Annotated in this window: 9 protein-coding genes; 5 read left to right on the forward strand and 4 right to left on the reverse strand. The window is 73.7% G+C overall.

The features are described 5' to 3' along the window. Positions 1-3 precede the first annotated feature (3 nt). A complete protein-coding gene (gene treZ, locus ACGH7X_RS30760; RefSeq protein ID WP_399891071.1) occupies positions 4-1,749 on the reverse strand; it encodes a malto-oligosyltrehalose trehalohydrolase in 1,746 nt (581 codons plus the stop codon). 177 nt (positions 1,750-1,926) lie between these two features. On the opposite strand from treZ, the gene ACGH7X_RS30765 reads away from it, so the two are divergent. The 3 genes from ACGH7X_RS30765 to ACGH7X_RS30775 all read left to right on the forward strand — a co-directional run bounded on the left by ACGH7X_RS30765 (position 1,927) and on the right by ACGH7X_RS30775 (position 4,453). After that, entirely contained in the window at positions 1,927-2,478 is a 552-nt protein-coding gene (locus ACGH7X_RS30765; protein WP_399891074.1) for an FHA domain-containing protein, read from the forward strand. A 215-nt stretch (positions 2,479-2,693) separates the two neighbouring features. Continuing rightward, positions 2,694-4,019, forward strand: a complete 1,326-nt coding sequence (locus tag ACGH7X_RS30770) for a M14 family zinc carboxypeptidase (RefSeq protein WP_399891076.1) — start codon at positions 2,694-2,696, stop codon at positions 4,017-4,019. Then, positions 4,016-4,453 (forward strand): SSI family serine proteinase inhibitor, encoded by a 438-nt coding sequence (locus tag ACGH7X_RS30775; protein WP_399891079.1) that lies wholly within the window; start codon positions 4,016-4,018, stop codon positions 4,451-4,453. The genes ACGH7X_RS30770 and ACGH7X_RS30775 overlap by 4 nt, the downstream gene beginning before the upstream one ends. A gap of 90 nt (positions 4,454-4,543) precedes the next feature. Here ACGH7X_RS30775 and treY read toward each other — a convergent pair whose 3' ends face one another. Both treY and glgX read right to left on the reverse strand, forming a co-directional pair. After that, positions 4,544-7,024 carry a malto-oligosyltrehalose synthase gene (gene treY / locus ACGH7X_RS30780; RefSeq protein WP_399891082.1) on the reverse strand — a complete coding sequence of 827 codons (2,481 nt, stop codon included), beginning with the start codon at positions 7,022-7,024 and terminating at the stop codon, positions 4,544-4,546. 70 nt (positions 7,025-7,094) lie between these two features. Continuing rightward, entirely contained in the window at positions 7,095-9,212 is a 2,118-nt protein-coding gene (gene glgX, locus ACGH7X_RS30785; protein ID WP_399891085.1) for a glycogen debranching protein GlgX, read from the reverse strand. 365 nt (positions 9,213-9,577) lie between these two features. Here glgX and ACGH7X_RS30790 point away from each other — a divergent pair, with 365 nt between their 5' ends. Both ACGH7X_RS30790 and ACGH7X_RS30795 read left to right on the forward strand, forming a co-directional pair. Continuing rightward, on the forward strand, positions 9,578-10,825 hold the full coding sequence (locus tag ACGH7X_RS30790) for an SAV2148 family HEPN domain-containing protein (RefSeq protein ID WP_399891088.1): 1,248 nt from the start codon (positions 9,578-9,580) through the stop codon (positions 10,823-10,825). 146 nt (positions 10,826-10,971) lie between these two features. Continuing rightward, complete coding sequence (locus tag ACGH7X_RS30795; RefSeq protein WP_399891091.1) at positions 10,972-11,706, forward strand: 3'-5' exonuclease; 735 nt, start codon at positions 10,972-10,974, stop codon at positions 11,704-11,706. Positions 11,707-11,732: 26 nt separating this feature from the next. Here the strand turns inward: ACGH7X_RS30795 and ACGH7X_RS30800 are convergent, their stop codons facing one another. After that, on the reverse strand, positions 11,733-12,599 hold the full coding sequence (locus ACGH7X_RS30800) for a phosphotransferase enzyme family protein (RefSeq protein WP_399891094.1): 867 nt from the start codon (positions 12,597-12,599) through the stop codon (positions 11,733-11,735). Positions 12,600-12,786: the final 187 nt, after the last annotated feature.

Genomic DNA, 12,786 nt, shown 5'->3' on the forward strand with positions numbered 1-12,786 from the left:
GCCTCACTCCTGCGCCAGCACCACGCTCGACTCGCCCGGTACGCGCAGCAGCCCGTCCGCGCCCGGGCCCTCCACCGGCTCCCACGCCGCGAGTACGCGCGCGGGGCGGTTGCCCAGCGGGATCGCCGCCGGCTCGGTGCCCAGGTTGACGGCCACCCGGATGTCGCCGCGCCGGAAGGCCAGCCAGCGCGCCGCACCGTCGTACGCCACCCTGGTGTCGGCCAGGTCGGGGTCGGTCAGGTCCGGCTGCTCGCGGCGCAGGGCGATCAGCCGCCGGTACCAGTCCAGCACGCGCGCGTGCGGCTCCCGTGCCGGCTCCGACCAGTCCAGGCAGGAGCGCTCGCGCGTCGCCGGGTCCTGCGGGTCGGGCACGTCCTCCTCGCGCCAGCCGTGCGCGGCGAACTCCCGCCGCCTGCCGCGCCGTACCGCCTCGGCCAGCTGCGGGTCGGTGTGGTCGGTGAAGAACTGCCACGGCGTGCCGGCCGCCCACTCCTCGCCCATGAACAGCATCGGTGTGAACGGCGCGGTCAGCGTCAGCGTGGCCGCGCAGGCCGCGAGGCCGGGGGAGACCAGCCCGGCCAGCCGGTCGCCCTGGGCGCGGTTGCCGACCTGGTCGTGGGTCTGGCTGTAGCCCGTCAGCCGGTGCGCCGCCACCCGGCCGCGGTCCAGCGCACGGCCGTGCGAGCGGCCCCGGAAGCTGGAGTAGGTGCCGTCGTGGAAGTAGCCCCGGGTCAGCGTCTTGGCGAGCGCCGCAATCGGGTCGCGCGCGAAGTCGGCGTAGTAGCCCTGCGACTCCCCGGTCAGCGCGGTGTGCAGGGCGTGGTGGAAGTCGTCGTTCCACTGCGCGTGCACGCCCAGGCCGCCCTCCGCGCGCGGGGTGATGATCCGCGGGTCGTTCAGGTCGGACTCGGCGATCAGGAAGAGCGGGCGGTCCAGGTCGGCGGCGAGGTCGTCCACGGCCGTCGACAACTGCTCCAGGAAGTGGCACGCGCGCGTGTCGACCAGGGCGTGCACCGCGTCCAGGCGCAGCCCGTCGATCCGGTAGTCCCGCAGCCACGCCAGCGCGCCGTCCACCAGATACGCCCGCACCTCGTCCGAGCCGGGCGCGTCCAGGTTCACGGCGACGCCCCAGGGCGTGTGATGGGTGTCGGTGAAGTACGGGCCGAAGACGGGCAGGTAGTTGCCGGAGGGGCCCAGGTGGTTGTGCACCACGTCCAGGACCACGCCGAGGCCGAGTTCGTGGGCCCGGTCGACGAACCGTTTCAGCGCCTCGGGCCCGCCGTACGGCTCGTGCACCGCCCACAGCGAGACCCCCTCGTACCCCCAGCCGTGCCGGCCGGGAAAGGGGCACAGCGGCATCAACTCGACGTGGGTGACGCCCAGTCGCACCAGGTGCTCGAGACGCCCGGCGGCGGCGTCGAGCGTGCCCTCGGGCGTGTACGTCCCCACGTGCAGCTCGTACAGGACGCCACCGGGCAGCGCGCGCCCGCCCCACTCGGCACGCCACGCGTGGCGCCCGTGGTCGACGACCGCGCTGAGCCCGTCCGGTCCGTCCGGCTGGCGGCGCGAGCGCGGGTCCGGCAGCACCGGCCCGTCGTCCACCGCGAAGCCGTACCGCGAGCCGCCTCGCGCCTCGGCCTCACCGCACCACCACCCCGGTCGTCCCGGATCGCGCTCCAGCGCGCGCGTGGCGCCGTCGCACCGCAACGTCACTCGGCCGGCCTGCGGTGCCCACACCTCGAACTGCACGGACGGTTCCCCTTCGTCTGCTCACCGTGATGTAGCCCGCGTCCATGGTCCTGCAAAAGGGATCATTCCGCTGGGGAATGCCCCCGTTCGCGGCGGGTGTCGTGCCGCGTCGCGCGCGCGGGAGGCCGTTTTCCCGTTTCCTGGACACTCCGGCCGGGCTGACCGACAATCAGCTGCGTGACGTCGTCCTTCGAGTTCAACACGTACCCCGCGCGGTTGTCCGACGCGGAGCGCGACAAGGCGCTGAAGGTGCTCCGGGACGGCGTCGCCGTGGGACGTCTGTCGCACGACACGTACATCCGCCGCATGGAGCTGGCGCTCGTCGCCCGCCGCTCGGACGAGCTCGCCGTGCTCACCGCCGACCTGCCCACCGAGAGCCGGCTGTCGCGGCTGGTGTTCGGCACCGTCGAGGCGGTGTCCGGGTTCGGCGTACGGCTCGGCAGGGCCTGGCGGGCCGAGCGGCTGCCCAAGCTGCTGCTGCCGCACCCCGGTGCCGGCCATTCGCTGCGCATAGGGCGGGACCCGGCGAGCGGGCTGCGGCTGAACCACGAGACGGTCTCCCGGGTGCACGCGGAACTGAGCCGCCAGGGCGGCATGTGGGTGCTGCGCGACCTTGGCTCCACCAACGGCACCACGGTCAACGGACGGCGGGTCATCGGCGCGGCCGTCGTCCGCGAGGGCGACCAGATCGGCTTCGGCCGGATGGCCTTCCGCCTGGCCGCGAACTGACGCGACGGGACCCCGGCCGAGCGGACCCGACGGATCTCTGGCCTGGGCTTCACTCGGTGTCGTGTCCGGTTCCGTGGGGCAAATCCCTTTGCTTTTCGTGGTGTTGACGTACCCCCCAAGTCGTGACTGACTGTGCGTACACCGCGCACGCCAGGTGAATCGACGGCCCGCATTCGTGGAGGTGTGCCCTGCCGCCCCTCCTGCGCTACCCGACCGTGGACGAGCTGGGTGCCCGGGCCGCCGCGTTCGTCGCCCGGTACCCCCGACACGCCCGGCTGCGCCGCGTCGGCACCTCCCGCGCGGGCATCCCGCTGCTGCTGCTCTCCGTCGGCCACGGCAGCCGTCAGGTCCTCGTCGTCGCCGGACCGCACGCCAACGAGCCCGTGGGCGGCGCCACCGCCCTGCGGCTGGCCGAGCGGGCCGTGGCCGACCCCCGGCTCACCGAGGGCGCCGACGCCACCTGGAACCTGCTGCTGTGCGTCGACCCCGACGGCCTGCGCCGCAACGAGGGCTGGCTGAGCGGCCCGTACACCCTCGGCCGCTACGCCCGGAACTTCTTCCGGCCCGGCTTCCTGGAGCAGCCCGAGTGGCTGCCCGACGGCCCGGACCGCGCCACCCTGCCGGAGACCCGCACCCTGCTCGCACTCCAGGACGAACTGCGGCCCTTCCTGCAGTGCTCCCTGCACGGCGTGGACGTCGGCGGCGGCTTCGTCGAGCTGACCCACGACCTGCCGGGTCTCGCCCAGCGGATCGCCCAGACGGCGGCCAGGCTCGGCGTCCCCCGCGAACTCGGTGCCTACGACACTCTGTACTGGCCCGACCTCGGCCCCGCCGTCTACCGCATACCGCCGCCCCGGCGCGGCGACCTCACCGCGGCCATCACCGAGGCCGCCGTCGACTCCACGTGGTGCCACCCGCGGCGCCACGGCACCGTCACCGCGGTCGTCGAGGCGCCCATGTGGGGCGTGGCGGCCGTGGCCGACGGCTCGCCCCCGGCCGACCGGGACGCGGTGCTGCGCTCCGTGAGCCGTACCCTGCGCCAGGACACCCGGCGCCTGCACCGCGTACTCGCCCGCGTCCGGCCGCACCTCGCCGCCGTGCCGGAGGCGGCCCACCTCCTCGCACCGGTCGACGACTATCTGCTGGTCTGCCCCCGGCTCGCCGACTCGTGGGATCCGGACACCGACGACGGTTCGGGCCGCTCGCTGCCGCCGATGAGCACCGCCCACCTGATCGCGTTGCGCCTGGCCGGACGACGCCTGTCCCTGCGGACCGCGGGCCTGCTGCACCAGCTGGTGACACGTGCCGGAGGCGATCCGGCGGGCGTCCTGCCCGAGCTGGACCGGCTCGTCGACGAGGGCTGCGCCGACTACCGCGACGGCTGCGCGGCCCACTGGATACCGGTCGCGCGCCAGGTGGAGTACCAGACACGGGTCGTACTCGCCGCGTTCGAACTGGCCGGGCGGCGCCCCACCGCGAGCTCCCGTTCGGGTGAGCCCGGCTGGGGTTCCGAGGCCGCGGTGCCGATGCACCGGGAATGACCCACACCCTCACGGCCGGCACGGCCGCAGCGGCCCGCGTCGGCCTCCTGGCGCTCGCGGCCACCCTCCTCCTCGTCTGCGCACCCCCGGCGCGGGCCACCGCGGAACGGGCCACGTCGAGTGACTGGCTCCTCCTCACGGTCAGCCGCGGCGACACCCGCTCCGGCGACGCCCGCACCGCGCTCCTGCTGTGCGACCCGCCCCGCGGCCACGCCCGCTCGGCCCGCGCCTGCGCGGAACTCGACGCGACGGACGGCCGCATCGCCGACCTCCCGCCGCGGGACACCTACTGCCCGATGATCTACGCCCCGGTGACCGCCCACGCGCGCGGGCAGTGGCGGGGCCGGCCGGTGGAGTACACCCGGACCTTTCCCAGCGTGTGTGTGATGGCGGCGCGGACGGGCGCGGTGTTCGCGCTGGACGGGCAGGGCTGAGCGCGGGGCGTCGGTGCACGGACGTCGGGGGCGCCCGCCCGCACACGCGCGTGCCGCGGGGGCCCGCCCGCACACGCGCGCGTGCCGCGATCAGTCGCCGTCCCCCTCCGCCGCATCGGCGGCCTCCCCCTCGTCCGTCCCCTCCACCCGCTCCAGCAGCGCCACCGGTGTGACCGCGAAAAGGTCCTCCACGCGCGCGTGCCCCGTGAACTCCCGACCGGGCGCCAGCGTGTCGGCCCACCGGCCCGGCGGCAGCGGCAGCGTCGTGCCGCGCCAGCCGCCCGCCTCCGCGAGCCGCAGCGACAGCCGGGTCACGGCGGTCACGGCCTGCCCGGAGCGGGCGAACGCCACGCAGTGCGCGGCCGCCGGGCCTTCGGCCCGCAGCGGTTCGTACGTCGCCGTGTCGCCGAAGGCGCCGGGTCGCCGCGTCCGCAGGGTCAGCGCCGCCCGGGTCACCGCCGTCTTCTCCCCAGTGCCCCGGACGTGTCCGCGCCCCTCCCCCTCGGCGGGGAAGTCCACCGGCCGGCGGTTGTCCGGGTCCACCAGCGCCAGGTACTCGTGCTCGGTGCCCTGGTAGAGGTCGGGCACGCCGGGCATCGTCAGGTGCGTCAGGGCGGTGCCGAGGACGTTGGCCCGGATGTGCGGCTCCAGCGCGTCGCGGAGGGCGGCCACCCGCTCGCCCGGCGCGCCGCACGGCCCCGCCGCGACGAACCGGGCCACCGCCTTCTCGTACGTCGGGTCCTGTTCCGTCCAGCTGGTGTGCATCCCCGCCTCGCGCACGTGCTTCAGCAGCGCCTCCCGCACGCGCTCCTCGCCCGCCGGGCCCAGGCCGAACACCGTCTGCCAGGCCGCCCACGCCACCTGGGCGTCCGGCGCCTGGGCGTCCCGTACGCCCTCGCCCGTGCGGGTGACCTCCGCCAGGACGTCCGCCCACCGCTCGGGGCACTGTGTGAGCACCGCCAGCGCGGCGCGCACGTCGGCGCTGCGCTTGGTGTCGTGGGTCGAGACGACCGTGCCCGACGCGGGCCAGTCGCGCTGCACGCGCGCGCAGTACGCGTGGAACTCCCGGGACGACACGGCCGGACTCCCCGGGTTCCCGCCGACCTCGGTCGCCGACAGCAGCGGCACGTAGCGGTAGAAGGCCGTGTCCTCGACGGACTTGGCACGCAGCGCCGACGCGGTCTGCGCGAACCGCGTCCGGAACTCCACGTGGTCGGGACCGTCCCCGTACCGCCCCAGCACGAGGTCCCGTACGACGTCCACCGCGCCGGCCTCCTCGGGCACCGTGAAGGCGAGCCGGGCCTCGGCCGCCGCCTCCTCGGTGACGACCGTCGCCGCGTCCGCCGGAGTGTACGGCCGGTACACCTCCATCCGGACCAGCAGTTCCCGCGACGCCGTGCGCAGCGCCCAAGGCGCCCGGTCGCGCAGTGCGGGGTCCGGCGAGGCGACGCACAGGCGGTGCGCCACCCGGGTCAGCCGGTCCATCTCGGTCGCCAGCTCGTGCGTGAGCACCTTGTACGCCGCGCGCCGCACCGTCGCCGCCCAGTCCCCGCCCCGGTCCGTCCGCGGGGCGGCGAACCCGCGGTACCGCCCGAGCAGTTCCCCGTACCCGGCCGGATCCGTGAAGAGCCCGTCGACGTGCCGCAGCGCGTCGTAGCCGGTCGTGCCCGCGACCGGCCAGGCGGCGGGCAGCCGCTCCCCGTCCGCGAGGATCTTCTCGACCACCGTCCACCGGCCGCCGCTCGCCCGGTGCAGCCGCTCGAGGTACGCGCCGGGGTCGGCGAGGCCGTCGGGGTGGTCGACGCGCAGTCCGTCGATCACGCCCTCGCGCAGCAGCCGCAGGATCGCTGCGTGCGTGGCCTCGAACACCTCGGGGTCCTCCGCGCGCACGCCGATCAGCTCCGAGATGCTGAAGAAGCGCCGGTAGTTCAGCTCGGTGCGGGCCAGCCGCCACCACACCGGGCGGTACCACTGCGCGTCAAGCAGCCGCGGCAGCGGCAGGTCCGCGGTGCCGTCCCGCAGCGGGAAGGCGTGCTCGTGGTAGCGCAGTACGTCGCCGTCGACCCGGAGGTCGTCCAGGACCTCGCCGACCGGGGCACCGAGCACCGGCAGCAGCAGCCGGCCGCCCTGCGCCTGCCAGTCGATGTCGAACCACCGCGCGTACGGCGACTGCGGACCCTCGCGCAGCACCTCCCACAGGGCGCGGTTGTGGCGCGGGGACATCGCCATGTGGTTGGGCACGATGTCCACCACCAGGCCGAGACCGTGCTCCCGCGCGGTGCGTGCCAGTGCCCGCAGCCCCTCCTCTCCGCCCAGTTCCTCGCGCACGCGCGCGTGGTCGACGACGTCGTAGCCGTGCCGCGAGCCCGGGACCGCCTCCAGTACGGGGGACAGGTGGAGATGCGACACGCCGAGCGAGGCCACGTACGGCACGGCCGCCGCCGCGGCCTCGAAGGGGAAGGCCGACTGGAGCTGGAGCCGGTAGGTGGCCGACGGAGCGGCGGAGACGAGGGAGGCGGGGGAGGCGTGGGAGGCCGAGGGCAGCACCGGGTCGGGTCGCTCAGGTGTCATGGAAACCTACGTACCCGCCCCGCCGCCTTTCCTGTCACCGTCCCCCTGCACGGGTGCAGGGGAGACGGCCCTACACCGGCCGCTGCAACACCGTCAGGCTCCGGTCCACCAGCGTCAGCCGGTCCCCGGCCTGCACCTTCGGGCCCGTTTCCGTCGGTACCCCCTCCGTCAGGGCGGTGTCGACGACCACCTCCCACTGCCGGCCGTGGTCGATCGGTACCACGAAGTCCAGCGGCTTCGGCGAGGCGTTGAACATCAGCAGGAACGAGTCGTCGGCGATGTGCTCCCCGCGGGTGCCCGGCTCGGAGATCGCGTTGCCGTTCAGGAACACCGTGAGCGCCGACGCCCGCGCGGAGTTCCAGTCCCGCTGGGTCATCTCCGCGCCCTCCGGGGTGAACCAGGCGATGTCCGACAGCTCGTCGTGCGTGCCCTGCACCGGGCGTCCGTGGAAGAAGCGGCGCCTGCGGAAGACCGGGTGGTCCTTGCGCAGCCACACCATCGCGCGGGTGAACTCCGACAGCGCGGAGCCCGTCGCCCCGGCGTCCGGCCACGCCACCCATGCCAGTTCGTTGTCCTGGCAGTAGGCGTTGTTGTTGCCCCGCTGGGTGCGGGCGAACTCGTCGCCGTGGCTGATCATCGGGACGCCCTGGGAGAGCAGCAGGGTGGCGGTGAAGTTCCGCATCTGCCGGGCCCGCAGCTCCAGCACCGCCGGGTCGTCGGTGTCGCCCTCGACGCCGCAGTTCCAGGAGCGGTTGTGGCTCTCGCCGTCCCGGTTGTCCTCGCCGTTGGCGTGGTTGTGCTTGTCGTTGTAGGCCACCATGTCGTGCAGGGTGAAGCCGTCGTGGCAGGTCACGAAGTTGATCGAGGCCAGCGGGCGGCGCCCGTCGTCCTGGTAGAGGTCGGACGACCCGGTCAGCCGGGACGCGAACTCCGCGAGCGTGCGCGGCTCGCCGCGCCACAGGTCCCGCACCGTGTCCCGGTACTTGCCGTTCCACTCGGTCCACAGCGGCGGGAAGTTGCCCACCTGGTAGCCGCCCTCGCCGACGTCCCAGGGCTCGGCGATCAGCTTCACCTGCGAGACCACGGGGTCCTGCTGCACCAGGTCGAAGAACGACGACAGCCGGTCCACCTCGTGGAACTGCCGGGCCAGGGTCGCCGCGAGGTCGAAGCGGAACCCGTCGACGTGCATCTCGGTGACCCAGTACCGCAGCGAGTCCATGATCATCTGAAGCACGTGCGGGGACCGCATGAGCAGCGAGTTCCCGGTCCCCGTGGTGTCCATGTAGTAGCGGGGGTCGTCGGCCAGCCGGTAGTACGAGGGGTTGTCGAGGCCCTTGAAGGACAGTGTCGGGCCCAGGTGGTTGCCCTCGGCGGTGTGGTTGTAGACGACGTCCAGGATCACCTCGATCCCCGCCTCGTGCAGCGCCTTGACCGCCGACTTGAACTCCAGCACCTGCTGGCCGCGGTCGCCCCAGGAGGCGTACGCGTTGTGCGGGGCGAAGAAGCCGACCGTGTTGTAGCCCCAGTAGTTGTTCAGCCCCATGTCCACCAGCCGGTGGTCGTTGACGAACTGATGGACCGGCATCAGCTCCAGCGCCGTCACCCCGAGCCCCGTGAGGTGCTCGATGAACGCCGGGTGCGCGAGGGCCGCGTAGGTGCCCCGCAGCTCCTCGGGCAGGTCCGGGTGCCGCATGGTCAGGCCCTTCACATGGGCCTCGTAGATCACCGTGTGGTGGTACTCCGTCCGGGGACGGCGGTCGTCGCCCCAGTCGAAGTACGGGTTGACCACGACCGACGTCATCGTGTGCGGAGCCGAGTCGAGGTCGTTGCGCCGTTCGGGGTCGCCGAAGTGGTAGCCGTACACCTCCTCGCCCCACTGGACCGCACCGCTGATCGCACGCGCGTACGGATCGAGGAGCAGCTTCGCCGAATTGCAGCGCAGCCCGCGCTCCGGGGCGTACGGGCCGTGCACGCGGTACCCGTACCGCTGGCCGGGCATCACGCCCGGCACGAACGCGTGCCGCACGAACGCGTCGCTCTCCCGCAGCTCGATCGCGGTCTCCGAGCCGTCGTCGTGCAGCAGACACAGCTCTACTCGGTCGGCGGCCTCCGTGAAGACCGCGAAGTTGGTGCCGGCGCCGTCGTACGTGGCACCGAGTGGATACGCCTCTCCAGGCCAGACCTGCATGAACACGACTCTTTCAGGTGTGGGGCGCCGGTGCGGACGCCTTGGCTCCGAGTCCCCCGGAAGTCTCCCCGAAAGTGAGGCGACCGCCTAGCACGTACGTCCTCCTACCCACCCGTCGGCGTTCCGCTCCGTACCCGCCCCGGGGCGGGCGCGGGGCATCCTTCCCCGTACCCGGCCACGTCACCGCTATGAATCCGCTCACTCCCCGGTGTCAGGGCGATCGGAACGCGCTTGTGGATCAAGGATGTTGGGAAAACCGGCCCGTCCATCGGGCTGCACCGCGGACCGCACCCGGAGTACCCTTCCTTGATCGTTGGGACGGGGTGTCCCCGGCAGTGTCCGGGGGAGCGGAAGGCGGTACTCGGGTGGGCTCGGGAGGGCTGGAGCTGCCTCCTGGTGACGACGGTCACCAGGGGAACTCCACGGACGTCCCGCCCGGTGCGGTGTCCCTGGCGCGGCCGATGAACGCGGGCGCGATCGGTCCGGAACTGGACTGGGACGCCGACGCCTGGCACGAGGTGCGCACGCGTGCGCAGCGGGCGGGCCGGGCCTACATCTGGCTGAACCTCGTCGAACAGCGCCTGCGCGCCGTCGTGGCCGCCGTCCTGCGGCCGATCTACGAACCGGTCCACGGCGACGACTGGGTGGTCGCCGCCGCCGGACCCGCCGGCCAGGAGTGGGTGCAGCGCGCCGTCGCGGTCCGCGAGGTCAGCCGCCGCAAGGGCTACCTGCTCGACCCGGCCGACGACAACGTCCTCAGCTTCCTCACCCTGCCGCAGCTGCGCGAGCTGATGGTGCAGCACTGGCCGTGCTTCGAGCCCTACGTGGACGAGCGCCGCGACGTCGAACTCGCCCTGGACGAGCTGGAGGTCACCCGCAACGTCGTCTCCCGCAACCGGGCGCTGTCCGAGGCGGTCCTGAACCAGGCCGAACGGGCCTCGGCGCGGCTCCTGGAGGTCCTCGGCGCGGGCAGCGACGTGCCCTCCGCGCGCCGGCTGCCCGTCGACGCCGTGGAGGACCTGGTCGGCGACCGCTACGCCGACGTGGTCGCCGTGCACTCCGACCGGGTGCGGCTGCTGCGCCAGTTCCCCGCCGAGGACCTGTTCGGCAGCGCGCGTCGCGTGGACGCCCTCGGTATCGGCCTCAACCTGCTCGTGCAGAACTTCTCCGGCCGCCGCCTGGTGCGGATGGCCGAGTCCGGCGGCCGGGTGCGGCTGCTCTTCCTCAACCCGGCCTCCAGCGCGATCAAGCGCCGCGAGCGCGAACTGGGCATCAAGCGGGGCGAGCTGAGCCGCGCCGTGGAGATGAACATCCTGCACATGCGCCGGGTGCGCGCCCGGCTGCGGGACCCGGGCGCGTTCGAGATCCAGGTCTTCGACGAGACACCCCGCTTCACGGCCTACCTGGTCGACGGGGACGGCGCCGACGGCATCGCGGTCGTCCAGTCCTATCTGCGCCGCACCCGGGGGATGGAGGCGCCGGTCCTCGTGCTGCGCAACGGGCGCAACGGCGGCAAGGTCGTGAAGTCGGACCAGCTCGACGAAGGCGGACTCTTCCCCACCTACCGTGAGGAGTTCGAGCTGATGTGGGCGGATTCGCGGCCGGTGTCGTGAACGCCGGACCGGGCGGCCCAGGGGCGGTCCAGGGGCTGACCCGGGGCCGGCTAGGGCATAAGCGGAATGCGATCCTCTGATTGTCAGTGGCCCGTGGGAAGGTGGAGACCACTGGGGGAACGCACCACCAAGAAGGGGGACCGCCCATGGGCTGGCACCGGGAGCTGCTGATCGGCTTCGACCTGGAGACGACGGGCACCGATCCGCGCGAGGCGCGCATCGTCACGGGGGCCGTGATCGAGGTCAGGGCGGGGGAGCCGCTGGGCCGCCGCGAGTGGCTGGCCGACCCGGGCGTGGAGATCCCGGCGGACGCGGTGGCGGTGCACGGCATCAGCAACGAACGCGCGGCCAGTGAGGGCCGGCCCGCCGACCAGGTCGCGGACGCCATCGCCACAGTCCTCGCGGACCACTGGAAGGCGGGCGTCCCGGTCGTCGCCTACAACGCGGCCTTCGACCTCACCCTGCTCTCCGCCGAACTGCGGCGCCACTCCCTCCCGTCGCTGCGCGAACGCCTGGACGGCCTGGACCCGGCCCCCGTCATCGACCCGTACACCATCGACCGTTCCGTCGACCGCTACCGCCGCGGCAAGCGCAATCTGGAAGCGGTCTGCCGGGAGTACGGCGTCCCGCTCGACGCCGCCCACGACGCCACGGCCGACGCCCTCGCCGCGGCCCGGCTGGCCTGCGCGATAGCCGGCCGCCACCCCAAGGTCGCCTCCCTCGGCCCGGCGGACCTGCACCGCCGCCAGATCGAGTGGTATGCCGAGTGGGCGGCGGACTTCCAGAGCTTCCTGCGCCGCAAGGGCGACGCCACGGCCGTCGTCGACGGGACGTGGCCGCTGCGCGAGCCGGCCGGGGAAGCGGCCGACGAGCGGGTCTGACCCCGACGCCTCCCCGCGCCCCGCGGTCAGAAGGGATACCAGCGCACCGTCGGGTCCTCGTCCCGCAGCGACGCCACCCTGCGCTCGAACTCGGCCAGCGCCTTCGGGTTGCTCGGCGCGTGCTGGGCCACCCATGCGCAACTGGCGGTCTCCCGCGCACCGCGCAGCACCGCACACCCGTCCCACTCGCGCACGTCCCAGCCGTAGGTCGCGGTGAAGGCGTCGTAGGCCTTCGCGGGCAGCCCGTAGCGGTCCCGGCTCAGCGCCATCACCACGAGGTCGTGCTCGCGCAGGTCGGCGGAGAAGGTCTCCAGGTCGATCAGGACCGGCCCGTCGGCACCGACGTGCACATTGCGGGGCAGTGCGTCCCCGTGGATCGGCCCCGGTGTCAGGCGCGGGGCGAGCGCGGCGGCGGCCGACGCGAAGCCGTCCCTGCGCGCGCGCAGATACGCGGCGTCCGCCGGGTCGATCACGTCGCCCGCGAGTCGCAGCCAGCGTTCCACACCGCCCAGCAGTTCGCGGGGCGGCAGCTCGAAGGAGGAGGGGAGGGGGAGTTCGTGGACGAGCCGGAGCAGCGCGGCCACGTCCCGCGGCTCGGCGGGCCGCACCGGGTCGGGCAGCCGCCGCCACACGGTCACCGGGTGCCCGTCGACGAACAGCGCCGTCGGGTCGGCCGCCCGCACCGCCGGCACGCCGGCCTCCTCCAGCCACACCGCGACGGCCAGTTCCCGGCGCGCCCGCTCGAGGAGTTCCGCGTCGCGGCCCACCTTGATCGCCAGGTCACCGGCGGCGAACACCGCGTTCTCGCCGAGGGCCAGCAGCCGCGCCTCCCGCGCCGGGCCGGGCAGTACCCCCGCCGCGGCCAGCACCTCCCGCGCCCGTGCCTCGTCCATCGTCCCGCGCCTCCGTGTCCGTCGGGTCCGCCGTGCCGGGCGTGCCCGCTGTGTCCGTCGTGTCCGCCGGGTTCCCGCCGTCCGTCGGCCAGTGTCGCATTCGTACAGGTGGGAGCGTGTGCGCGGGCTCTTGACGGGGCACGGCGCCTTCACGACCATGACCAGGCCCGTCCGAGCCGTGCAAAGG

The sequence above is a fragment of the Streptomyces sp. BBFR51 genome (genome assembly GCF_044591655.1).
In the GTDB taxonomy this organism is placed as follows: Bacteria; Actinomycetota; Actinomycetes; order Streptomycetales; family Streptomycetaceae; genus Streptomyces.